Origin of the sequence: Streptomyces sp. Pv4-95 (assembly GCF_045782725.1) — a bacterium.
Taxonomy (GTDB): domain Bacteria; phylum Actinomycetota; class Actinomycetes; order Streptomycetales; family Streptomycetaceae; genus Streptomyces.
The window spans coordinates 7,078,752-7,102,602 of record NZ_CP127172.1 but is presented as its reverse complement, the minus strand read 5'-3'; the positions used below and the strand labels follow the sequence as shown (position 1 = coordinate 7,102,602).

The following is a 23,851-nucleotide window of genomic DNA, read 5'->3' as shown; positions in this document are numbered from 1 at the left end:
CGCTCTAATGGCCGCCAAGCCGACGTCCGCCCGGTCTGGAGGAGACGTGGAGTACAACCTTGCCGACCTCTTCGAGTCGATCGTCGACACGGTCCCCGACCGCGAGGCACTGGTGTACGTCGACCACCCGGGGACGGGGGACGAGCGGCGCCTGACGTACGCGGAGCTGGACCGCGCCGCCAACCGTCTCGCCCACCATCTGCGTGACCGGGGCATCGGCCCCGGCCACCACGTCGGGCTGCACCTCTACAACGGCGTCGAGTACCTCCAGGCCCTCTACGCCTGCCTGAAGATCCGCGCCGTCCCGGTGAACGTCAACTACCGCTATGTGGAGGAGGAGTTGGCGTACCTCTACCGCGACGCGGACCTGGTGGCGCTGGTCTTCGACGCGGAGTTCACCGCGCGGGTCGCCACGGCGCTCCCCCGGGCGGGCCGGCTTCGCCACCTCGTCCGGGTGGGCACTCCCCCTTCGGACGCCCCCGAGCCGGGCATCCGCCCGGTCCCGCTGGCGGAGGCCGAAGCCGCCGGGTCACCCGAGCGGGGCTTCGGTCCGCGCTCGGCGGACGACCAGATCGTCATCTACACCGGCGGCACCACCGGGATGCCCAAGGGCGTGATGTGGCGCCACGAGGACATCTTCTTCTCCGGCATGGGCGGCGGGGCGCCGACCGGCGAGCCGGTGAAGCGCCCGCAGGAGCTGGCCGAGCGGGTCGCGGTGGGCGGCGAAGGACTCGTCTTCTTCCCCACGCCCCCGTTGATGCACGGCACCTCCACCCTCACCGCGTTCATCGCCTTCCACTACGGCCAAAAGGTCGTCATCCACCGCAAGTTCGTCCCCGAAGAGGTGCTGCGGACCGTCGAGCGGGAGAAGGTGACCTGCGTTTCGCTGGTGGGCGACGCGATGCTGCGGCCGCTGGTCGACGCGCTTGCCGGCCCGCTCCGGGACGCCGACTGCTCCTCGCTGTTCAGCGTCAGCAGCTCCGGCGCGATCCTGTCCGAGACGGTACGCGCCCAGTTCCGCGCCCTGGCCCCCGGCGCGATGCTGCTGAACAACTTCGGCTCCTCCGAATCCGGTTTCAACGGCACCGCCACCGACGACTCCGGCCCTGACAAGGGGTTCCGGCTGCGCGTCGATACCCGGATCGCGGTGGTGGACCCGGCCGGCCGCGAGCCGGTCGCGGTCGGCGAGGTCGGCCGGATCGCGCTGCGCGGCCACGTACCGCTGGGCTACTACAACGACCCCGAGAAGACCGCGGAGACCTTCTTCGAGGCCCACGGTGACCGGTGGGTGCTGCTGGGCGACATGGCGACGGTCGACGAGGAAGGCATCGTCACCGTCCTCGGCCGGGGTTCGCAGTGCATCAACTCCGGTGGCGAGAAGGTCTACCCGGAGGAGGTCGAGCAGGCCCTGAAGTCCCACCCGGACGTCTATGACGCGCTGGTGGCCGGCGTCCCCGACGAGCGGTGGGGCACGCGCGTCGCGGCCGTCGTCCAACTGCGGCCGGAGGCCGCGCCGTTGGACCTGGCGGGCGTCCAGGCGCACTGCCGCTCACGGCTGGCCGGATACAAGATTCCGCGCGCCGTCGTCTTCACCGACCGCATCCAGCGCTCCCCCAGCGGCAAGGCGGACTACCGCTGGGCGAAAGCGGTGGCGGCGGGCGACCGGGAGACCTGAGCGGTCGGGGCGCGGCATCCCGGCGTGTCCGCCGCCGCACGCGCCCCGGACCGGACCGGTTCAGGCAGCTCCGCAGACGGACCGGAGCGAGCGGGCCAGCGCCACCGCGTGCAGACCGTCCATATGCCGCTCGTGGCCTACCCGCACCGCGGCCGCGGTCAGCACGGGACCGCAGTACGGCGCGGAGCGCGCGGCCGGCGAATCGGCGATCGCGCGCACCAGGGCGCCGTTGATGCGGTTGATCTCCTGGCGCACCTCGTCGAGGTCCGGGCGCTCGGTCGGCGCCTGCGAGGGGTCCGCCTCCCACACTCGGTGCAGTCCCCGCTGGACGACCTTGCTCGCCTCGATCTGGTCCCGGAAGATCCGCACCGTCACCACCGGGTCCGCCCCCAGCTGCCGTGCCTGCGCGGCCACCGCGTCCAGCACCACCTGTTCGCGGGCCGGGTCGTCGATCGGGCCGCCGGTCCCCCACTTGGCCGCGGCCACCAGGTCCCCGGTCGCCAGCCGCTCCGCGGACAGCGCGGCGAGCGGGCGCAGTTGGCCGTAGGGGGAGGACTCGGCGACGGCCGGGCGGGCGGCCGTCGAAGTGCCCGACGGCGCGGCGACGGCCCCACCCGCTCCGGTGAACAGGACAGCGGCGGCCGCGCCGGCGGTCAGCACACGGCGCATGGAGGTGGTCAGCTGCACGGTCGGCCTCTCTCGAACCTTCGGAACCGCCCTCTTTCCCGCCGGTCAGCGGTCGGATGACGCGGCCGGCACGGGCGGGTGCGAGGTCGTACGGCCGTGAGCCTAAGCCCTTCGGGGGTCCTGCGTGGCGACTACACCTTCCGTGGCGCGATCAGAGCACCACGCGCCCGGTGGCTCGCCGACGATCGCCGGGGGCCTTAGGGCGTGTCCGCAAAGTCCCGCCGTCCGCCCGTAGGGCGGGGTCCGCGGCGTCCGGTGCGTGCGATCGCAAGGCGGAGGGTCGTCCTCGTAGTGGGTCTACGTAGGCGATCCCGACAACGCAGCGAGCGTGTGTGCCAGGCGTCGCGGGCCAGGCGGGACTTTGCGGACACGCCCTAGGCGCCGGTGACGCCGTCGACGCATTCCCTGAGCAGATCCGCATGGCCGTTGTGGCGCGCGTACTCCTCGATCATGTGGACGAGGATCCAGCGCAGCGAAAGGCCCTCCTCACCGACGCTCCCGGCCTCGTGCCGCGGCAGCTTTCCGGAGGCGGTCAGCGGAGCGCCGGCGATGAGTTCGCGGCCGCGAGCGACCTCGGCGCGCCAGACGGCGAGTGCCTCGTCGATGCCGCGGTCCGGGTCGAGCCGGAAACCGTCGGCGTTGTCCGCCTCGAAGACCGGCGGCAGGTCCTTGGCGGCGAACACCCGCTGGAACCAGTTGCGTTCCACCTCCGCCATGTGCTGGACCAGGCCCAGCAGCGTCATCGCCGACGGTGGTATCGGGGCCAGCCGCAGCTGACGGTCGTCGAGCCCCGCGCACTTCAGCGCGAGCGTGGCCCGGTGGAACTCCAACCAGCTCTCCAGCATGTCGCGTTCGTCGGCGTGCGCGGGCGGAATCGGGCGCCCGTCCGGTGTAGTACCCATGCGCGTCACCCTGCCACAGCCCGACATCACACAGTGCGCGGACCGGCAGCCGGAGCGGCGAAGGGCCCCGCGCGGCGGCCGCGCGCGGGGCGCCACCGTGCTCTGGCACGATGTTGAGCCCCGAAGGAAGGCGAGGGCAGACCATGGCCATATGGGACGCGGAGTCGTTCGACCGGTTCGAGCGGACGGGCTGGTCGGGCCGCGCCGACGCCTACCGCGCGGGCTTCGGCCGGGTGACCTCGCACCTCGTCGAGCCGCTGCTGGACGCCGCGGGTGTGGGTCCCGGGAGCCGGGTACTGGACGCGGGCTGCGGGCCCGGCCCGGTGGCCGCCGCGGCACTGCGGCGGGGCGCGAAGGTGACGGCGGTGGACGCGTCCCCCGAGATGGTCGCTCTGGCGGGGCGGAGCCACCCCGGCCTCGATGTCCGTATCGCTCTGCTCGACGAACTGCCTTTCGCGGACGGCGAGTTCAATGCCGTCGTCGGCAACTTCGTGATCAATCACCTCGGCGATCCCGCGGCGGGCCTGGCGGAGATCCGCCGGGTGCTCGCCCCCGGCGGGCGGCTCGCGCTGACCGCCTGGGAGAAGGAGGCCATGCGGGCGACCGCGCTGTTCGGGGAGGCGGTCGCCGAGTCGGGGGTGCCACGCCCCGCCGACGTCCCGGCGGCCGGACCGTTCCTCGCGGACGCCGAGGGCCAGGACCGCCCGGCCGCCTTCTACCGGCTGCTGAGCGGCACGGGGTTCGCGGCGGCCGATGTCGAGAGCGTCCGCTGGCTGCACCGCGTCGACCCGGCGCAGTGGTGGACCGATGTGGTCACCGGTACTCCGCTGACCGGCGCGGTCATCTCCCGGCTCGCCCCGGAAGAGCAGCGGGCCGTCCGCCGGATCTACGACCGCAAGGTCGCCGCGCACGCCGTCGGCGACGGCTTCGTGGCACTGCCCGCCGTAGCCCTCCTCGGGAGCGCGACCCGCCCCGCCTGAGGCGGAAGGGAAACGGCGGGACGCGTCCGACGAACAGGCGCGCGCCGGGGGCGGATCCGGGCCGCGTCCGTAGAGCCCCACCGGGACGGCGGCGCGAACCACACGCCAGGCCGCGAAAGCGGCCTAGGCGTGCGGCGTCAGGAACGTGTTCACCGCGGCGAGGAACTCCAGCGGACGCTCCTCGTGGACGAGGTGACCGGCGCCGTCGATCGTCACCAGACGGGCGTCGGGGATCCGGTCCACCAGGTCGGCGAGGTGCGACTGCGGGACATGGCTGGTCGGGCCGCCGCCGATGACCAGGGTGGGGGCGGCGATCTTCGCGAGGTCGGACCACCAGGCGGGGTCGGGGGCGTCGCACTCCGCGGCCACCGCGGCCGTGGCGCGCCGGTCGAAGGCCAGCGGGCCCTCCGGCGTCTCGGGTGCTTCAAGCGGGGGCTCCGCGCGCACCGGCGGCGCCGGCTCCTCGATGATCAGCCGTTCCACGCGCTCCGGGCTCGCCTTTGCCGCCAGCAGGGCGGCGACCGCACCCAGCGAGTGGCCGATGAGCGTCACCCGCTCCAGCCCCAGCGCGCCGAGGAAGCCGATCACATCGTCCCGCCACCGCTCGAAGCCGTACTCGCCCGGCCAGTCACTGTGCCCGTGACCCCGCTGGTCGAGGGCGTAGACGAGGTGGGTGGCGGTGAGCCGTGCGACCACGCCGCGCCAGTCCTCACCGTCCTCCCCGAGGCTGTGCAACAGAACGGCCGGGGGCGCCTCCTCCTCACCCCACACCCGGTATGCCAGCTGGACCTCACCGACCTGCACCTTCTGGACGTCACTCATGCGCTGGACGGTACCCGCGAGCCGTCCGCGTCACGCCCCTTGACGTGTTCGCCGCGCGCTGATTACTTGGATGCGAATTCAGCTACCGAATGATCGGTAGGGAGACGAGGCGGGTGACACTGCATGGCGCCAGCGGCCACGGGCGGCGAGAGGTTCGACGAGGCGGAGCGGCTCTCGGGTGACGCGTTGCGTGAACTGCAACTGACGCGGTTGCGGGAGTCGTTGCAGCACGCGTACGACAACGTCCCCTGCTACCGCGAGTCCTTCGACAAGGCCGGGGTGCGGCCCGAGGACTGCCGTTCGCTCGGCGATCTCGCCGCGTTCCCGTTCACCGTCAAGGACGACCTGCGCGCGCAGTACCCCTTCGGAATGTTCGCCGTCCCCAAGAGCGAGGTGCGCCGCCTGCACGCGTCCAGCGGCACCACCGGCCTCCCGACGGTCGTCGGCTACACCGAGCGCGACCTGTCGACCTGGGCGGATGTCGTCGCCCGCTCGATCCACGCGGCCGGCGGCCGCCCCGGCCACACCGTCCACATCGCCTACGGCTACGGGCTGTTCACCGGCGGCCTCGGGGCGCACTACGGCGCGGAGCGGCTCGGCTGCACGGTCGTGCCGGCCTCCGGCGGGATGACCAGCCGGCAGGTCCGGATCATCCAGGACTTCCGTCCCGAGATCATCATGGTGACCCCGTCGTACATGCTCACGCTGCTGGACGAATTCGAGCGGCAGGGCATCGACCCGCGGACCACCTCGCTCAAGGTCGGCATCTTCGGTGCGGAGCCCTGGACGGAGGAGATGCGCCGCGAGATCGAGGAGCGCTTCGCGATCGACGCGGTGGACATCTACGGCCTGTCGGAGGTCATGGGCCCGGGCGTCGCGCAGGAGTGCGTGGAGACGAAGGACGGGCTGCACATCTGGGAGGACCACTTCTATCCGGAGGTGGTCGACCCGATCACCGGTGAGGTGCTGCCGGACGGGGAACACGGTGAGCTGGTGTTCACCTCGCTCACCAAGGAGGCGATGCCGATCGTCCGCTATCGCACCCGGGACCTGACACGGCTGCTGCCCGGCACCGCCCGGCCGGCCTTCCGCCGGATGGAGAAGATCACCGGCCGCAGTGACGACATGATCATTCTGCGCGGGGTGAACCTCTTCCCCGCGCAGATCGAGGAGATCGTGCTGCGGACGCCCGGGGTGGCCCCGCACTTCCAGCTGCGGCTGACCCGCGAGGGCCGGATGGACCAGTTGACCGTGCGCGCCGAGGCCCGGCCCGACGCGACCACCGAGGAGCGCACGGCGGCCGTCGGCAGGATCGCCCGCGGGGTCAAGGACGGCATCGGGGTGTCCGTGGCAGTGGAGATCGTCGATCCCGAGACGCTGGAGCGCTCCGTCGGCAAGATCAAGCGGATCGTCGACGCCCGGCCGCGGGACACCGGGCCTCACGCCCCCTGACCGACGCGCGCGGCCCATACGACACCGGGGCGGCGGAGCGCGGTGCCACGCGCGGCCGCCGCCGTCCGGCACGCCCCCTCGGTGAGCCGGGTCAGCTCGTGGTGGGGTCGCCCTTGATCAGTGCGAACGGCGCCCCGGCCGGGTCCTTGAGCATGGCCAGCCGGCCGACGCCCGGGGCGTCGCTCGGCGGCATCAGGACGGTGGCGCCGCGCTCGGCGGCGGTGGCGAAGGTGGCGTCGCAGTCGGTCACGCCGAAGTACGGGTGCCACTCCGGCGCGTTGCCGGCGTCGAGGTTCTCCTGCGGCAGCTGCATGATCCCGCCCTGGCTCGTGTCATCGGGCTTGCCGCCGCCGGGCGAGGAGACGAGGGAGTAGACCATGTCGTCGCCCATGGGCATGTCCTGGTACTCCCAGGAGAACACCGAGGTGTAGAACGTCTTCGCCCCGGCCGCGTCGGTGGTGAACAACTCCGTCCAGCACATCGCGTTGGCGTCCATCACCTTCTCCAGGCCCTGGACGTCGCCCGGCTGCCATACGCCGAAGTCGGAGCCCTGCGGGTCGGTGAAGGCCGCCATCCGCCCGGCCGTGAAGACGTCGCCCGGCGGGACGCGGACCGAGCCGCCGGCCTGCTCGACGGCCTTGCGCGTGGCATCCGCGTCGCCGGAGTGGAAATACACCGTCCAGGCGGAGGCCGCCCCCTCCTCCGTCAGCAGGCCGACGGCGCCGACGGTCTTGCCGTCCAGCTGGAAGAAGCCGTAGCCGCCGGCTTCCGGTCCTGCCGACAGGAAGGTCCAGCCGAAGACGGCGGAGTAGAAGGTGACGGCGGCGTCGATGTCCGGAGCGCCGAGGTCGAGCCAGTTGGGTGTACCCGGAACGTAATCGGTCGTCAGCATGGGTGATCCTCCGATGCGCTGGTCGTGGCGCCGGGCGGTGCAGCCGGGCGGGCGCACGGTCCGCCCGCGGGCGGCGTCCCTGGGCCGTCCGCCTCGCGGGCCGGCCACGGCCGCCGTCCCGCCACTTCTCAGCATGGCAGGGGGCTCTGACAGCCGCTCTCCGTGCGCACCCGGGCCGGTCCCGCCCCTCCTGGCACCGGCTGCCTTCCTTCCAGCCCGTCACACGCGGTGACCGGTCAGGACGCCCCGAAGCGGTCCCGCAGCTCCCGCTTGAGGATCTTGCCGCTGGCGTTGCGCGGCAGCGCGTCCACGAACACCACGCGTTTGGGAGCCTTGAACGACGCGAGACGGGCGCGGGCCGCGTCGATCAGCTCCTGCTCCCCCGGCCCGGAGCCGTCCGCGCGCCGGACGACCACGGCGGTCACCGCCTCGATCCAGCGCTCGTCCGGCAGGCCGATGACCGCGACCTCGGCCACCTCGGGATGCTCGTAGAGGACGTCCTCCACCTGCCGCGAGGCGACCAGCACCCCACCGGAGTTGATGACGTCCTTCACCCGGTCGACCACGGTGAGATAGCCCTCGGCGTCCCGCACGGCCAGGTCTCCGGAGTGGAACCAGCCGTCGCGGAACGCCTCCGCGGTCTCCTCCGGCTTGTCCCAGTAGCCGGTGCACAGCTGCGGGGAGCGGTAGACGACCTCGCCCGTCGTGCCGTCGGGCACCTCCCGGCCCGTCTCGTCCACGACCCGCGCCTCCACGAACAGCACCGGACGGCCGCAGGAGTCCATCCGGCCCTCGTGTTCCTCGGGGCCGAGCACCGTGGCCAACGGCCCGATCTCGCTCTGCCCGAAGCAGTTGTAGAAGGCGAGTGCGGGCAGCCGGGCGCGCAGCCGCTCCAGGACCGGCACCGGCATGATCGAGGCGCCGTAGTACGCCTTGCGCAGTCCGCTCAGCTCCCGCACGGCGAACCCGGGGTGCTGCGACAGCGCGATCCACACGGTCGGCGGCGCGAACAGGCTGTCCGCACCGCCGGCCTCCACCAGATCGAAGATCCGGTCCGGATCGGGCCCGTCGAGGATGGTGTTCTCGGCGCCCACGGCCAGATAGGGCAGCAGGAACACATGCATCTGGGCGGAGTGGTAGAGCGGCAGCGAGTGCAGGGGCCGGTCCGTCTCCTTCAGATCCAGCGCGATGACGGCGCTGGTGTACTCGTGCACCAGCGCGCGGTGCGTCATCATCGCGCCCTTGGGCAGCGCGGTGGTCCCCGAGGTGTACAGGAGCTGGACGAGGGTGTCGTCCGGCAGCTCGGCGGCCGGCGCCCGGTCGGCGGCCCGGTCGTCCACCGTCCCCGGTGGCCCGGCGAGCCGCACCAGCAGCGAGTCGGCGGCGTCGCTCAGCGGCATGGTGCGCACGGAGGCGGGCAGCCGGTGCGCGAGCGCGGGGTCGGTGAGCACCAGCGAACTGCCCGACTGCTCGACGATGTACCGCAGATCCTCGCCGGTGAGGCCGTGGTTGACGGGCACATGGACCAGTCCGGCCCGGGCGCAGGCCAGGAAGCCGATCAGGTACGCGTCGGAGTTGTGCCCGTAGGAGGCGACCCGGTCGCCGGGCATCATCCCGTCCGCGAGCAGCACCCGGGCAGCGGCGGTCACCGCGTCGTCCAGTTCGCGGTAGGTCCAGGACCGGTCGGCGTACCGGATCGCCGTCCGCTCGGGCACCCGGCGGGCGCTGCGCCGCAGGACTCCGTCGACCGTGTTGCTCCGCGCTTGCGTCATGGCGCGATCCTCGGCCGCGGTCCGGCGCGGGTCAAGGCGCCCGGCCGTACCGGCACGGGCCGTCCGCGCGGCCGCGGCGCCCGGTCCCGGCTCTCCGTCCGCGCGAACCGCCCGGCAGATGACCGACCGCTTGGTACGCTCAACCGCCATTGCTCTCAAGCCTGTTGGGAGGAACCATGCGCAACCGCTGGAGAACGTTCGCGCTCGCCGGGGTGGCCCTGCTGATATCCGCGGCCGCGCCACCGGACCCACCGGCCGGCGGCGACCGGCACCATCCGTCGGCCGGCGGTCTGTCCGCCGTCATCCGCTATACCGAGTACGGCATCCCGCACATCGTGGCCAAGGACTACCCGAACCTCGGGTTCGGGGAGGGCTGGGCGCAGGCCGCCGACCAGGTGTGCACCCTCGCCGACGGGTTCGTGACCCTACGGGGCGAGCGGTCGCGGTACTTCGGCGCCGACGCCGCCCCCGACCAGTCATTGTCCTCCGCGGCCACCAACCTCTCCAGCGACCTGTACTTCGCCGGTGTCCGGCGCGCGGGCACGGTCGAGAAGCTGCTGCGGCAGCCGGCACCGGCCGGGCCGAGCCGCACCGTCAAGGATCTGATGCGGGGCTGGGCCGCGGGCTACAACGCCTGGCTGAGCCGGCATCGGACCGAGGATCCCGCGTGCGCGGGGAAGCCGTGGGTCCGGCCCGTCAGCAGCCTCGACGTGGCCCGGCGGGCCTTCGCGCTGGCCGTACTCGGCGGGCAGGGCCGGGTGGTGGACGGCATCACGGCCGCCGCGCCACCCGGCGACCGTCCCGTGTCCGGTGACCGGTCCGCGCGCGGCGGGGACGGCGCCACCGCGGGAAAGGACGCCGTGGACGCCGTACGCGAGTTGTTCTCGCAGGACGGCTCCGACATGGGGTCCAACGCGGTCGCGTTCAAGGGCTCCACGACGGCCAACGGCCGCGGCCTGCTGCTCGGCAATCCGCACTACCCCTGGTCCGGCGGCCGCCGCTTCTGGCAGTCGCAGGTCACCATCCCCGGCGAACTGAACGCCTCCGGCGGCTCCCTGCTCGGCTCCGTCACGGTCTCCATCGGGCACAACGCCGAGGTCGCCTGGAGCCACACGGTCGCCACCGGCGTGACCCTGAATCTGCATCAGCTGACCCTGGACCCGACGGACCCGACCACCTACCTGGTCGACGGCAGGCGCCACAGGATGACCCGACGCCTCGTCACCGTCCCCGTCAAGGGCGGCCCGGACGTCTCCCGCGTCCAGTGGTGGACCCGCTACGGCCCGGTGGTCAGCTCCCTCGGACAGCTGCAACTGCCCTGGACCGGCGGGACGGCGTTCGCCGTGAACGACCCCAACGCGGTGAATCTGCGGGCCGCCGACACCGCGCTCCGCTTCAGCAGGGCGACCGGTGTGGACGGCATCGCGCGCTCCCTGCGCGACACCCAGGGGCTGCCCTGGACGAACACCATCGCCGCGGACGCCGCCGGCCACTCCTACTACAGCCAGTCGCAGGTGCTCCCCCGCATCACCGACGCCCTCGACCGGCGCTGCTCCACCGCCCTCGGCCGCACCACCTATCCGTCCACCGGCCTGGCCGTGCTGGACGGCTCCCGCTCCGACTGCGCGCTCGGACGGGATCCGGACGCGCTGCAACCGGGCGTCTTCGGCCCGTCCACGATGCCCACGCTGAAGGACGCGCCCTACGTCGAGAACTCCAACGACAGCGCCTGGCTGACCAACGCGGACCGGCCCCTCACCGGATATCCGAGGATCTTCGGCTCCACGGCGACCCCTCGCTCGCAGCGGACCCGTGGCGCCCTCCAGGACGTCTCGGCGATGGCGGCGCGCGGCGGGCTGACCCTCGACGATCTGCAGCGCCAGCAGTTCGCCAACCGCGCGCCGGCCGGGGATCTGGCCGCAGCCGACACCGCACGCGCCTGCCGCAACCTGCCCGGCGGCACCGCGACGGGCAGTGACGGCAAGGAGGTTGACGTCTCCGCGGCCTGCCGGGTGATCGGCTCCTGGGACCGCACGATGCGGACCGGCAGCAAGGGGGCGCTGCTCTTCGACCGCTTCTGGCGGGGGCTCACCGCGAAGGTCCCGGCAGCGGAACTGTGGCGTACCCCCTTCGACCCGTCCGATCCGGTGCGCACGCCGCGCACCCTCGACACCGGCGCCCCCGGGTTCGCCACCGCGCTCGCCGATGCCGTGAGCGAGCTGCGCGCGGCGCGGATCCCGCCGGCCGCGCCGCTCGGTGCGCACCAGTTCGTGGTGCGGGGCGGCAAGCGGATCCCGATCGCCGGCGGCACCGAGGGGCTCGGCATCTGGAACAAGACCGAGGGCCGGTGGGATGCCGCGGCCGGCGGGTACCACGAGGTGACCACGGGCTCCAGCTATCTGCAGGCCGTCGGCTTCAACGGCGGCCGCTGCCCCGACGCGCGGGTGCTGCTGACCTACTCGCAGTCCTCCGACCCGGGATCCCCGCACTACCGCGACCAGACCGAGCTGTACTCGGCCGGCCGGATGGTGCGGGCCCGCTTCTGCGAACGGGACATCCTCGCGTCGCCGGAGCTTCGGGTGGTACGCGCCCACCAGTGACGGCGGAGGGCGGCCGGCCCGGTGGGACCGGCCGCCCTCCCCGATCGCCCCGCTACACGGCGCGGTCCCGCCCGGCCCAGTACGGCTCGCGCAGCCGCCGCTTGTAGAGCTTGCCGTTGGGGTCACGCGGCATGGCGTCGAGGAAGTCGACGGACCTGGGCCGCTTGTAGGCGGCGAGATGGCGCGCGCAGTGCGCGAGGATCTCCGCGGCCAGCTCGGGCCCCGCCTGATGCCCCTCGGCGGGTTCCACGACGGCCTTGACCTCCTCGCCCCAGTCGTCGTGCGGGATGCCGAAGGCGGCCGCGTCCGCGACGGCGGGGTGGCCGAGCAGCGCGGACTCGATCTCCGCGGGGTAGATGTTGACCCCGCCCGAGATGATCATGTCGATCTTGCGGTCGCGCAGGAAGAGATAGCCGTCCTCGTCGAGAAGGCCGAGGTCGCCCACGGTGAAGAAGTCGCCGATCCGGTTCTTCGCGGTCTTCGACGCGTCCTTGTGGTACTGGAAGCCACCGGTGGACATCTTCATGTAGACGGTGCCGAGTTCACCCGCGGGCAGCCGGTTGCCGTCGTCGTCGAAGACGGCCAGTTCACTGATCGGCCACGCCTTGCCGACCGTACCGGGCTTCTTGAGCCAGTCCGCGGCCGTGGCGAACGCGCCGCCGCCCTCGCTCGCGGCGTAGTACTCCTCGACGCAGCCGCCCCACCAGTCGATCATCGCGCGCTTGACGTGGTCGGGGCAGGGGGCGGCGCCGTGGATGGCGTGCCGCATCGAGCTCACGTCGTAGGCCGCGCGGGTGCGCTCGGGCAGCGCGAGCAGCCGGTGGAACTGGGTCGGCACCATGTGGGTGTGGGTGCAGCGGTGCGCGTCGATCAGGGCCAGCATGTCCTGGGGCACCCACTTGTCCATCAGCACCAGGCGGTGCCCGATGTGCAGGGACGCGCCGGCGAATTGCAGCACGGCGGTGTGGTAGAGCGGCGAGCAGACCAGGTGCACGTTGTCGTCGAACGGCTTGATCCCGAAGATGCCGAGGAAGCCGCCGAGGTAGGTCTCCTCGGGAGGCTTGCCGGGCAGCGGCCTGCGGATCCCGCGGGGCCGGCCCGTGGTGCCCGAGGTGTAGTTCATGACCCAGCCGAGTGTGCGCTCGGAGGGCGCGGATTCGCTGTTGCCGTCCAGGAGTTGGGCGTACAGGAGGAATCCGTCGACGGGGCCGACGGCGTAGCGGTGGGTGGCGGGGAGGTTCGCCTCGTCCGCGGCGCTCCGGGCCTCGTCGGCGAACCGCTCGTGGGTGATCAGCACCTTCGCGCCGGAGTCGGCGACGATCCAGGCGATCTCCGGGCCGACCAGGTGGTGGTTGACCGGGACGAGGTAGAAACCGGCCTCGGAGGCGGCGAGGTAGGCGGTGAGGAACTCCACGCCGTTGGGCAGCACCACGGCGAAGGCGTCGCCACGCTCAAGACCCGCCGCGCGCAGCCCGTGGACCAGTTGGTTGCTCGCGGCGTGCAGCCGGCCCGCGGTCCACTCCTCGCCGTCCGGGGTGATCAGGACCATGCGGTCCGGGTCGGCGGCGGCCTGCGCCCAGAAGCCGTTCGGCGGTGGGGAGTCGTTGGTCATGTCCGCTGTCCTCCTCGGGATCAGGCGCGTCCTGCGATGCGGTTGATGCGGTCGATGGCCCGCTCGAAGCCGCGGGTGAGGTCGTCGAAGACGGCCTGCACGCTGCGCTCGCTGTTCATCCGGCCGACGATCTGACCGACCGGCGTACCGAGCAGCGGCTCGACCTCGTGCTTCTGGATACGGCTGTTGGCCTCGGCGACCAGCAGCCCCTGCAGCGGCATCGGGAGCGGCCCCGGGCCTGCCGGGTCGTCCCAGGCGTCGGTCCATTCGGTGCGCAGCTGGCGCGCGGGCTTGCCGGTCAGCGCGCGGGAGCGGACGGTGTCGCCGGGTCCCGCGGCGAGCAGCTTCGCGGTCAGCCGCCGGGAGTGCAGTTCGGCCTCCTCGGTGGTCAGCCACAGGGAGCCGAGCCAGACACCCTGCGCGCCGAGGGCGAGTCCCGCGGCGATCTGCTCCCCGGTGCCGATGCCGCCCGCGGCGAGCACCGGCAGCGGGTCGACGGCGGCCACCACTTCGGGGGTGAGGACCATGGTGGCGATCTCGCCGGTGTGGCCGCCTGCCTCGTAGCCCTGCGCGACGACGATGTCGATGCCGGCAGCCTTGTGGTGCAGGGCGTGGCGGGGGCTGCCGGCCAGCGCCGCGACGAGGACGCCGTGGTCGTGGGCGCGCCGGATGACGTCGGCGGGTGGCGAACCGAGGGCGTTGGCGAGCAGCTTGATCGGATAGTCGAAGGCCACGTCGAGCTGGTTGCGGGCGACCTGCTCCATCCAGCCGGTGATCCGCCAGCCGGAGGCCTCGCCCTCGGCGAGGCTTGGCACCTGGTGCTTGGCGAGGATGTCCGTGACGAATCGGCGGTGGCCCTCGGGGATCATCGCCTCGACGTCGGCCTCGCTGACTCCCTCCACCTTCTTGGCGGGCATCACCACATCCAGGCCGTAGGGCAGCCCTTCGGTGTGCTCCTGCATCCAGTCCAGGTCGCGGGCCAGCTCGTCGGGGGCGGTGTAGCGGACCGCGCCGAGCACCCCGAATCCGCCGGCCCGGGTGATGGCCGCGGCGACCGCGGGGAAGGGGGTGAACCCGAAGACGGCGTGCTCGACTCCCAGTGTGTTGCTCAACTCCGTCTGCATGGGCGAAGGATGCCGCAGCGAGCCGGACGAGGGAAGAGATTTTCTGATGCAGCGTCAGATAATGGCGCGCATCGGCCGAGGCGTCGGGTCCGTGCCCGTGGCGGGCGGGTGCGCCCCGGGCAACGCGCCACCCGCCGCGTCCGCTCCGGCCGTCAGCCTCCTTCGAGCACCGCCATCGCCGCGTTGTGCCCCGGGATCCCGCTGACACCCCCGCCGCGCACCGCGCCCGCGCCGCACAGCAGCACATTGGCGTGCGTGGTGGCCACACCCCAGCGGCCGGGCGCGGTCTCCGCCGAGCCGCCGCCGTCGGGGTCGGCGTACGGGAAGGCCAGCTCGCGGTGGAAGATGTTGCCGCCCGGCAGCCCCAGCTCCCGGTCCAGGTCCACCGGGCTGCGCGCCTCGATGCACGGCCGGCCGTCGGCGTCGTATGCCAGGCAGTCGGTGAGCGGCTCGGCGAGGTGGGCGTCCAGCTGCCCGAGTGTGGCGGCCAGCAGCCGCTCGCGGGTGGCGTCGTTGTCGGTGGCGAACAGGCTCGCCGGGGTGTGCAGCCCGAAGAGCGTGAGCGTCTGCCAGCCCTCCCGGACCAGGTCCGCGCCGAGGATCGACGGATCGGTCAGGGAATGGCAGTAGATCTCGGACGGCGGCGCGGCGGGCAGCTCGCCGGCCGCGGCCTGCTGATACGCCGTCTCCAACTGCCCGTATCCCTCGGCCACATGGAACGTCCCGGAGAACGCCTCCCGCGGATCCACCCGGGTATCGCGCAGCCGCGGCAGGCGGGTGAGCAGCATGTTCACCTTCAGCTGGGCACCCTCCGCGGCCGGTGGCGGCTCCTCGCCCAGCAGCCGGGCCAGCTCCCGTGGGGCGGCGTTGACCAGCACCCGGCGCGCACCGAAAGTGCCCTGTTCGCAGGTCACCTCCGCCGTACGGCCGTCCGTCGCGATGCCGGTCACCGCGCAGTCGGTGACGATCTCCGCCCCGGCCCGGCGGGCGGCCCCGGCAAGCGCGTCGGTGAGCGCCCCCATGCCGCCGATCGGGACGTCCCAGTCGCCGGTGCCGCCGCCGATGACGTGGTAGAGGAAGCAGCGGTTCTGCCGCAGCGAGGGGTCGTGGGCGGCGGCGAAGGTGCCGATCAGGGCGTCGGTGAGCACCACACCCCGCACCAGGTCGTCGGTGAAGGCCGCCTCGACCGCCTCACCCAGGGGGCGTTCGAACAGCGCTTCCCAGAGGGCCTCGTCATCGATCCGGGCGCGCAGCGCGTCACGGGCCGGCAGCGGCTCGGTGAGCGTGGGAAAGACCCGCTCCGCGAGGCGCCGGGTACTTCCGTAGAAGCGCTCCCAGGCGCCGAACTCCCGGTCCGACCCGGTGAGTTCGGCGAACGCCTCGCGGGTGCGGTCGTGGCCGCCGCCCACCAGCAGGCCGGTGGGGCGGCCGTCGCGTTCGACGGGGGTGTAGGAGGAGATGGTGCGCTTGCGGACCGCGAAGTTCAGCCCGAGGTCCCGCACGATCTTCGGCGGCAGCAGGCTGACGAGGTAGGAGTAGCGGGACAGCCGGGCGTCGAGGCCGGCGAACGCCCTTGTCGACACCGCGGCACCCCCGGTGTGGTCCAGCCTCTCCAGCACGAGCACGCTGCGCCCGGCGCGTGCGAGGTAGGCGGCGGCGACCAGCCCGTTGTGGCCGCCGCCGACGATGACCGCGTCATACGAAGTCCGTTCCGGCATGCCTCTTCGTAGCACGTGGTGATCTCCGTCGCCAGGTGCAGGCGGCTGAATCCTCCGGCCCGGCCGGTGGGGCTTCTTGACCGGGCATCGGGCGGCTCCTAGCGTCCGGCCGTTGCCCCGCTCCCTGCGCCGCTCCGCCCACTCGTGAGGTGACCCGTGTTCCACCCCTCGGCTTCCCGAACCGGCCGTACCGTCGCCGGACTGACCGCCTTCGCCGCCTGTTCCGTGGGGCTGGTCGCGGCCACCGGCCCGGCCTCCGCCGCTCCCGACCCGGCCCGTGCGCCGCTCGCCCCCCGCACCGCGGAGCCGTATCCCCACCTGGCCCCGACGCCCCCGATGGGCTGGAACAACTGGTCGTACTACATGTGCGACATCAACGAGAAGGTCATCCTCGACAACGCGCGGGCCCTGGTGCGTACGGACCTCGCGCGCAAGGGGTACAACACCGTCACCGTCGACGACTGCTGGATGGCCAAGCAGCGCGGCCCTGAGGGCGAGCTGCTCGCGGACCCGGCGAGATTCCCGCACGGCATGGCCCATCTGGGCCGGCAACTGCACGCGATGGGGCTGAAGTTCGGGATCTACGCGGATGTCGGCACGCACACCTGCGAGAAGTACCCGGGCAGCATGGGCCACTTCCGGCAGGACGCCGAGCTGTTCGCGAGCTGGAAGGTCGACTACGTCAAGGCCGACGGCTGCAATGTGCCCACCGCCCCGGGGAGCACCAAGGAGCAGACCTACCGCGACCTGTACGGACAGATGAGCCGGGCGCTGGCGGCCACCGGCCGCCCGATGACCTTCTCGGTGTCGGCGCCCGCCTATTTCCAGTTCGACGGGCGGCCCCTGTGGCACCGGGTGATCGGCTGGTCCGCCGATGTCGGCAACCTGTGGCGCGGTGGTCGGGACGTGGCGCTGGAGAAGCAGTCGCCGGCCCAGAAGTGGTCCTCCATCCTCTACAACTTCACCTACAACTCCGGCCTCGCCGACCTCCAGCGGCCCGGCCGCTGGAACGACCCCGACTTCCTGCTCGCCGGGGACTCGGGGCTGACCACGGACGAGATGCGCAGCCAGATGGCCCTGTGGGCGATGATGGCCGCGCCGCTGATCTCCAGCACGGATCTGACCAAGCTCTCCGGGGCTGCCCTGGAGGTGCTCGGGAACAAGGAGGTCATCGCCGTCGACCAGGACCCGCTGGGCGTCCAGGGCAAGGTCGTGCGGCAGGAGACGGGGATGGCGGTGCTCAGCAAGCCGCTGCACAACGGCGACCGGGCCGTCGCCCTGTTCAACTCGGGCAACACGCCGCGCACGCTGTCCACCACGGCCAAGGACGCGGGCCTGCCGGACGCCGGCTCCTACCGGCTGCGGGAGCTGCACAGCGGCCGCATCACGAACAGCGGCGGGGAGATCGCCGCGAAGAACGTCCCGCCGCACGCCACCGTCCTCTACCGGGTCACCGCGCGCTGACCCGTCGGGCCGAAGCCCGCTACCGCCGGCCCGGGGAGCGCTCCTGGCGCAGTTGCGCGATCCGGCGGTGGCGGGCCGCCGCCTCGTCGGCCCGGCCCAGCCGGTCGAGGCACTGGGCCTCGTCCCCGCGGCTGGCGAGCGTGTCGGGATGCGCGGCGCCCAGGACCCGTTCCCGGGCGTCGGCGACCCTGCGGTATGTGCCCAGCGCCTCGCCCCAGCGGCCGAGCCAGCCGAGTGCCACCGCGACCTCCCTGCGGCTGACCAGGGTGTCGGGGTGGTCGGCGCCGAGCACGCGGTCGCGGGCCTCCGCCACCTCGCGGGCCTCCACCAGCGCCTCCTCCCAGCGGCCCAGCCGCCCGAGGTTCACGCCGAGCCCGTGCCGGGCACGCAGCGTCTCGGGGGCGAGCGCGCCGTGCACGCGGGTCCGGGCGGCCACCAGATCGCGGTAGACGGTCAGCGCCTCGGGGCCCCGGCCCAGGCTGCCGAGGCCGAGAGCGAGTTCGTGCCGGGCCACGAGGGTGTCGGGGTGGTCCGCCCCGAGAGTGCGGGTACGGACGGCGGCGACCTGCTCGAAGGCGCTCAGAGCCGCGTCCGGGCGTCCCGTACGGCCAAGGGCGCGGGCCGCCTCGAAGTGGCTGGTGAGGGTGTCGGGGTGGTCGGGGCCGAGGAGCTGCCGGCGTTCGGCGGCGACCGCGTGGTGCACCTCGGCCGCCTCGGCCCAGCGGCCGCCCCGGCCCAGATCCAGCCCGGCGCCGTGCCGCTCGGCGAGGACGGTGAGCCGGTCGAGGGGCCGCCCGGAGTGGGGGGCCGGGGCGGCCGGGGCCGCCGCATCGCGCAGCGGGACGGCGCCGGTGGTCCAGGCGTGGACGAGGGCGGCCGTGGCGCGGCCCGGCGGGTTCTGCAGGGGCGGCCGGGCGCCGCTCGCCGGGACGCCCGTCGTCATCCCCCGGGTCCAGAAGGGCAGCAGCACGGTCGGCGCCGTCCGTCGGGCGTCCGCACCTGCCGTGCTGCGGCCGGTGTCGAAACGGCGGGCGTCGGCGAGGCGTTTGCCCAGTTCGTCGGCGTCCCGCGGCCGGTCGTCCGGGTCCTTGGCGAGCAGGTCGAGGACGATGTGGTCGTAGGCCTCCGGCAGGTCGGCGCGCCGCGCCCGCAGCGGCTCCGGAGTGGTGTCACGGTGGCCGATGAGCACGGCCCAGGCGTCGCCGACGTCGAACGGCGGCGCCCCCGTGGCGATCTCGTACAGCACGCAGCCCAGGGAGTACAGGTCGCTGCGGTGGTCGACGGTGCCGGCGCCGATCTGCTCGGGCGACATGTAGTGCGGGGTCCCCATGGCGATGCCGGTGCCGGTCAGCCGGGCGGTGAAGCCGATGTCGTGGCCCAGGCGGGCGATGCCGAAGTCGCAGATCTTGACCGTGCCGTCGGCGATCCGCACGATGTTCGCCGGCTTCAGGTCGCGGTGCACGACCTCTTGTTCATGGGTGTAGGCGAGTGCGGCGGTGAGCTGCTCGGCGATCTCGATGACGTCCGCGACCGGCAGCGGCTGGCGCCGGTTGTCGTCCAGCAGCTGGCTGAGATTGCGGCCGTTGAGCAGCTCCATGACGAGGTAGAGGGTGCCGTCGTCCTCCCCGAAGTCGTGGACGACGGTGATCCCGCGGTGCTGCAGGGCCGCCGCCACCCTGGCCTCGCGCCGGAAGCGCTCGCGCAGCACCTGAAGGAAGTTCGGTTCGTGGCGCGGCCCCATCGGCTTGAGGCATTTCACGGCGACCTGGCGGCCCAGCGACTCGTCGCGGGCCCGCCAGACCTCGCCCATGCCACCGCGCCCGATCGTCTCGATCAGCCGGTAGCGCCCCTGGATCAGCCTGCTTTCCGCCATCGCGCAGCCCCGCCCCCGTCCCCGCGTTCCGTCGCGCAGCTCCCCCTGCGTGTCCTGCCGGTCCAGTATGGCGGCGGAACGGCGCAGCTTGTAGGGCGCTGGGCGGTCATCGGGTGCGCGTCGCAGCGCGGCGCCCGGGGCGGCGGGTGCCGCGTCGCGGTGTCAGCGCCGTACCCGGGGCATCCCCAGGCCGATCCACGAGATGATCTCGCGCTGGATCTCGTTGTTGCCGCCGCCGAAGGTGAAGATGACCGCGGAGCGGTAGCCGCGTTCGAGTTCTCCGTGGAGGACGGCGCCCGCCGAGCCCTCCTTGAGCGGGCCCGCGGCTCCGACGATCTCCATCAGCCAGGCGTACGCGTCCCGGCGGGCCTCGGAACCGTAGACCTTGACCGCGGAGGCGTCCTGCGGGGTGAGGGTGCCCTGTTGGAGGGCGTCGACCATCTGCCAGTTCAGCAGCTTCATGGCGTCCAGCCGGGTGTGCGTACGGGCCAGCCGGCCGCGTACCCATCCGAGGTCGATGACCCGTCGTCCGTCGGTGAGCTTGGTGTCGGCGGCCCAGCGCTGGACGTCGTGCAGCGCGCGGATGGCCATGGTGCCGTGCGCGGCCAGGGTGACCCGCTCGTGGTTGAGCTGGTTGGTGATGATCCGCCAGCCCTTGTTCTCCGGGCCGACCCGGCGCGCGGCGGGGACCACGACGTTCTCGTAATAGCTGGCGGTGGTGTCGTGCGAGGCGAGCGTGTTGATCACCGTGCAGGAGTAGCCGGGGTCCGAGGTCGGTACGAGCAGCATGGTGATGCCCTTGTGGGGCGGGGTCCCCGGTTCCACGGGGGCGGTGCGGACCGCGAGCCACACCCAGTCGGCGGTGTCGCCGTTGGTGGTCCAGATCTTCTGCCCGTTGACGACGTAGTGGCCGGTCTCCTCGTCCCCCTCGCGTACCGCGCGGGTCCTGAGGGCGGCGAGGTCGGTGCCGGCGTCCGGTTCGCTGTAGCCGATCGCGAAGTCGATCTCACCGGAGAGGATCCTGGGCAGGAAGTACGCCTTCTGCTCGTCGGTGCCGTACTGCATGATCGTCGGGCCGACGGTGTTCAGGGCCATCAGCGGCAGCGGAACGCCCGCCTGCGCGGCCTCGTCGAAGAAGATGAACTGCTCCATCGGGCTCATGCCGCGCCCGCCGAACTCCTTGGGCCAGCCGATGCCGAGCCAGCCGTCCGCGCCCAGCCGGCGCACGGTCTCGCGGTAGAAGCGCTTCTGCGCGGCGGCGGCGGTGCGGCCCGCGTCGGCGGGAGCGTCGAGCGGGTCCTGGGAGCCTCGGGAGCGGGCATAGGCGTTGTCGGGCACCAGTTCGGCGAAGTACGTCCGCAGCTCGGCGCGCAGCTGCTGCTGCTCGGGGGTGTATTCGAGGTGCACGGCCCCTCCAGTTCGTCCGGTCCGTCATCCGGCCCGGCGGCCACCGGGCTCCTGACGGCCCGTCGGATACCGGATCGAGGGGCACAGTAGAACGCGTTCCAGAAATACGGAAGGGCGCGGAAGGGGGCCCGCGGGGCCCCGCGCACCCGCGACGGCGCCCGGCCCGGAGGGACCTGTCCGCGTCAGGGGACGATCGAGTCGACGTAGCCGCCGTCGACGCGGACCGCCGCACCGGTGGTCGCCGAGGCGAACGGGGAGCTGAGATAGACCACCATGTGCGCGATCTCCTCCGGCTCGATCAGCCGCTGGAGCAGCGACTGCGGCCGGTGCTCCCGCATGAAGGTGCGCTGCGCCTCGTGCCAGGAGACGTCCCGGCCGACGAGGTCGTACACGAAGTCCTCCACCCCTCCGGTGTGGGTCGGGCCGGCGATGACGGAGTTCACGCACACCCCGGTCCCCGCGGCCTCCTTGGCGAAGCCTCGGGAGACGGCCAGCAGCGCCGTCTTGGACATGCCGTACTGGATCATCTCCGCGGGGATCACCACGGCGGAGTCGCTGGCGATGTTCTGGATGCGCCCCCAGCCGCGGACCATCATGCCGGGGAGGTAGGCGCGGATCATCCGGACCGCGGTCAGCACATTGGTCTCGAAGTACTGACGCCACTCGGCGTCGTCGATCTCCAGGGCGGGCCGGGCGCCGAAGATGCCCAGGTTGTTGACGAGGATGTCGACCTGCGGCACGGCGTCGAGGACCTGCTGGAACCCACCGTCGGTCGCGATGTCGCCCGGCGCGGCGATGAACTCCGCGTCCGGCACCTCCTCGCGCAGCCCCTCCAGCGCGGCGTCCACGGACCGCTCGCTGCGTCCGTTCACCGCGACCCGGGCCCCGGCACGGGCCAGGCCGGTGGCGATGGCCGCCCCGATGCCTTGCGTCGAACCGGTCACCAGAGCGGTCTTGTCGGCGAGATCGATCTGCACGGCTTTTCCGTCCTTCCTCGCGCGGTCCGCTGATCCTGGCTCACCCTTGCACGGGCCACCGCGGGGTGCGTGAGATCGGGACCTCCCTCGGCGCGCCCTGCCGGCGCGGCCGGCCCGGGCCTCCGGGCCCTTTCACGGGCGGCCGCCGGCGTGTCCGCACCGAAGCCCGACTCGGCACCCGGAGCGTTCCCGAGGTGCCCAGCCGGGCCTTGCGCACATCCCGCGGGGCGCCCCGCGGCCCCGGCGGCTGCGGTCGGGCCGGGATCAGCCCTTGGCGTTCTTCGCGGCCGCGTCGGGCAGCATCCGGCTGGGCATGGCGTCCTTGCAGTACTTCACGTATCCGGTGTTGGTCACGTATTTGGCCGCGATCCAGTTCGCGTGCGGGCCGCGGACCAGGTACCAGACGTCGTTGCCCGCGATGTTCTGGGCCCGGACCTTGCAGACCAGGCCGACCTGCGCGCGGTAGTGGAGGAAGCCCTTCACGGAGGAGTCCGTGCTGGGGTACTGACGCTCATTGAGGCCGGACTTGGCGGTGACGGTGCCGTACGGCTTCGCGGGAGCCGCCTGGGCCGGCGCCGCGGCGAGCAGCGTGGCACCGAGAGCGGCAGCCGTGACCAGTGCGCCCGCACCGGCTGCGAGCGTTCTGCCGCGGGCCACGAGGATGTCGGTCGTGGACATAGGTGTCTCCTGTTCTTGACGCGCAATGCGACCCATTGGGCGCGAGAAGGACATTACGCGCAAAATCATCGAAAAATGTGCTGAAACGACGACCAGGGAGCCGATCGTGTGACGCATCAAGTACGCCCGGAGCACGGGAAGTCGGGACGTACGGCGGGAGTCGGGCCGTCCGGCTTCGGACGGACGCGTGCGGCGGCGGACGACGGCGTCAAGCTTGCCGCGCCTCCGGCGTGTCGGGCCGACAGCGCCCTGGCCACGGACGGCTCACTCCACGGGGCCGGCGCGGTGGATCCCGAAGACACCGCCCTGGGGGTCCCGGATCATGGCGACCCGGGGGCCGCCCGGCACGTCCATCGGGGGCACCACCGGCGCGCCGCCCGCCTCGGTGGCACGGGCGGCGGTCGCGTCGACGTCGGCCACCGCGAAGTACGGCAGCCAGTGCGCGGGCGTACCGCTCGGGTAGCGCTCGTCCAGAGGGCTCATCCCGCCGAAATCGGCGCCTTCGAGGCCCCACTGCGTGTACGTGTCACCGGCGTTGACGGTCCAGCCGAAAACCCGTGGGTAGAAGACGCGGGCGCCCTCGGGGTCCGGGGTGGCGAGTTCGACCCAGCCGAGCGAACCGGGTACGCCGAACACGGCGGCGCCGGCGAAGGAGCGGGCCTGCCACAGGGAGAAGACGGCACCCGACGGGTCGGCAAGGACGGCGAAGCGCCCCAGGTCCAGGACGTCCATCGGCTCGTTCAGCAGGGTGCCGCCCGCCTCGGTGACCGCGGCGGCCGACGCGTCGGCGTCCCGGGTCGCGAAGGACACGGTCCACGCGGTCGGGCGGCCCGGCGCGTACAGGGGGGTCAGCGCGGCCACCGGCGCACCGGCCAGGGAGAGCATCGTGTAGCCGCCCGCTTCCGGGCGCGGGTCGGTCTCCACCCGCCAGCCGAACACCTCGCGGTAATACACCTTGGCGGCGTCCGGATCCGTCGTACCCAGCTCGACCCAGCACGGTGCTCCGGCAGTGGGCTCAGTGGTCTGCACCGTCTGTTCCGTCCGTCCGCGCGGCCGGAGGGCTCCGCCCGCATTTCACCTGACGGGGCGTTCGCGCATCCGTGGGCCGCAGTCCGTTTCCGTACGCTGCCGATCGTCCGGTCGGTGGGCCGGCGCCGCAACCGGAGGGCGCTCGCAACGGGCTCAGGACCCGAGGCCGCCGCGACCGTACCCTCGG

Annotated in this window: 18 protein-coding genes; 5 read left to right on the top strand and 13 right to left on the bottom strand. The window is 72.7% G+C overall.

Annotated elements, in window-relative coordinates; genetic code table 11:
* Nucleotides 1–46 precede the first annotated feature (46 nt).
* Entirely contained in the window at nt 47–1,675 is a 1,629-nt protein-coding gene (locus QOM21_RS31200) for an acyl-CoA synthetase (RefSeq protein WP_407554346.1), read from the top strand.
* A gap of 60 nt (nt 1,676–1,735) precedes the next feature.
* Here QOM21_RS31200 and aroQ read toward each other — a convergent pair whose 3' ends face one another.
* Nucleotides 1,736–2,362 (bottom strand): gamma subclass chorismate mutase AroQ, encoded by a 627-nt coding sequence (gene aroQ, locus QOM21_RS31195; RefSeq protein WP_407554345.1) that lies wholly within the window; start codon nt 2,360–2,362, stop codon nt 1,736–1,738.
* A 374-nt stretch (nt 2,363–2,736) separates the two neighbouring features.
* Complete coding sequence (locus tag QOM21_RS31190; RefSeq protein ID WP_407554344.1) at nt 2,737–3,264, bottom strand: DinB family protein; 528 nt, start codon at nt 3,262–3,264, stop codon at nt 2,737–2,739.
* Between the two features lie 143 nt (nt 3,265–3,407).
* Here QOM21_RS31190 and QOM21_RS31185 point away from each other — a divergent pair, with 143 nt between their 5' ends.
* Nucleotides 3,408–4,244: a class I SAM-dependent methyltransferase gene (locus QOM21_RS31185; RefSeq protein ID WP_407554343.1), complete on the top strand. Its 837-nt coding sequence runs from the start codon at nt 3,408–3,410 to the stop codon at nt 4,242–4,244.
* 123 nt (nt 4,245–4,367) lie between these two features.
* Here the strand turns inward: QOM21_RS31185 and QOM21_RS31180 are convergent, their stop codons facing one another.
* Nucleotides 4,368–5,066, bottom strand: a complete 699-nt coding sequence (locus QOM21_RS31180; protein ID WP_407554342.1) for an alpha/beta fold hydrolase — start codon at nt 5,064–5,066, stop codon at nt 4,368–4,370.
* 123 nt (nt 5,067–5,189) lie between these two features.
* On the opposite strand from QOM21_RS31180, the gene paaK reads away from it, so the two are divergent.
* Nucleotides 5,190–6,518, top strand: coding sequence for a phenylacetate--CoA ligase PaaK (gene paaK, locus QOM21_RS31175; protein ID WP_407554341.1), 1,329 nt, complete (start codon nt 5,190–5,192; stop codon nt 6,516–6,518).
* Between the two features lie 91 nt (nt 6,519–6,609).
* On the opposite strand, the gene QOM21_RS31170 is transcribed toward paaK, so the two are convergent.
* Nucleotides 6,610–7,410, bottom strand: a complete 801-nt coding sequence (locus tag QOM21_RS31170; protein ID WP_407554340.1) for a VOC family protein — start codon at nt 7,408–7,410, stop codon at nt 6,610–6,612.
* A 236-nt stretch (nt 7,411–7,646) separates the two neighbouring features.
* Entirely contained in the window at nt 7,647–9,182 is a 1,536-nt protein-coding gene (locus tag QOM21_RS31165) for an acyl-CoA synthetase (RefSeq protein WP_407554339.1), read from the bottom strand.
* Nucleotides 9,183–9,358: 176 nt separating this feature from the next.
* Between QOM21_RS31165 and QOM21_RS31160 the strand changes: the two genes are divergently transcribed.
* Nucleotides 9,359–11,782, top strand: a complete 2,424-nt coding sequence (locus QOM21_RS31160; protein WP_407554338.1) for a penicillin acylase family protein — start codon at nt 9,359–9,361, stop codon at nt 11,780–11,782.
* A 52-nt stretch (nt 11,783–11,834) separates the two neighbouring features.
* Here QOM21_RS31160 and QOM21_RS31155 read toward each other — a convergent pair whose 3' ends face one another.
* The 3 genes from QOM21_RS31155 to QOM21_RS31145 form a co-directional block, all read right to left on the bottom strand.
* Nucleotides 11,835–13,394 (bottom strand): acyl-CoA synthetase, encoded by a 1,560-nt coding sequence (locus tag QOM21_RS31155; protein ID WP_407554337.1) that lies wholly within the window; start codon nt 13,392–13,394, stop codon nt 11,835–11,837.
* A 20-nt stretch (nt 13,395–13,414) separates the two neighbouring features.
* Complete coding sequence (locus QOM21_RS31150) at nt 13,415–14,518, bottom strand: NAD(P)H-dependent flavin oxidoreductase (protein WP_407554336.1); 1,104 nt, start codon at nt 14,516–14,518, stop codon at nt 13,415–13,417.
* A gap of 152 nt (nt 14,519–14,670) precedes the next feature.
* Nucleotides 14,671–16,236, bottom strand: a complete 1,566-nt coding sequence (locus QOM21_RS31145; RefSeq protein WP_407554335.1) for a phytoene desaturase family protein — start codon at nt 16,234–16,236, stop codon at nt 14,671–14,673.
* A gap of 156 nt (nt 16,237–16,392) precedes the next feature.
* On the opposite strand from QOM21_RS31145, the gene QOM21_RS31140 reads away from it, so the two are divergent.
* On the top strand, nt 16,393–17,700 hold the full coding sequence (locus tag QOM21_RS31140) for a hypothetical protein (RefSeq protein WP_407554334.1): 1,308 nt from the start codon (nt 16,393–16,395) through the stop codon (nt 17,698–17,700).
* A 19-nt stretch (nt 17,701–17,719) separates the two neighbouring features.
* Here the strand turns inward: QOM21_RS31140 and QOM21_RS31135 are convergent, their stop codons facing one another.
* The 5 genes from QOM21_RS31135 to QOM21_RS31115 all read right to left on the bottom strand — a co-directional run bounded on the left by QOM21_RS31135 (nt 17,720) and on the right by QOM21_RS31115 (nt 23,664).
* The gene (locus QOM21_RS31135) at nt 17,720–19,573 is read right to left on the bottom strand and encodes a protein kinase domain-containing protein (RefSeq protein WP_407554333.1); all 1,854 of its coding nucleotides are present in this window, start codon (nt 19,571–19,573) and stop codon (nt 17,720–17,722) included.
* A gap of 162 nt (nt 19,574–19,735) precedes the next feature.
* Nucleotides 19,736–20,980, bottom strand: coding sequence for an acyl-CoA dehydrogenase family protein (locus QOM21_RS31130; protein WP_407554332.1), 1,245 nt, complete (start codon nt 20,978–20,980; stop codon nt 19,736–19,738).
* A 182-nt stretch (nt 20,981–21,162) separates the two neighbouring features.
* Entirely contained in the window at nt 21,163–21,957 is a 795-nt protein-coding gene (locus QOM21_RS31125) for an SDR family NAD(P)-dependent oxidoreductase (protein WP_407554331.1), read from the bottom strand.
* 264 nt (nt 21,958–22,221) lie between these two features.
* The gene (locus tag QOM21_RS31120; protein ID WP_407554330.1) at nt 22,222–22,635 is read right to left on the bottom strand and encodes an SH3 domain-containing protein; all 414 of its coding nucleotides are present in this window, start codon (nt 22,633–22,635) and stop codon (nt 22,222–22,224) included.
* Between the two features lie 264 nt (nt 22,636–22,899).
* Nucleotides 22,900–23,664 (bottom strand): VOC family protein, encoded by a 765-nt coding sequence (locus QOM21_RS31115; RefSeq protein ID WP_407554329.1) that lies wholly within the window; start codon nt 23,662–23,664, stop codon nt 22,900–22,902.
* Nucleotides 23,665–23,851: the final 187 nt, after the last annotated feature.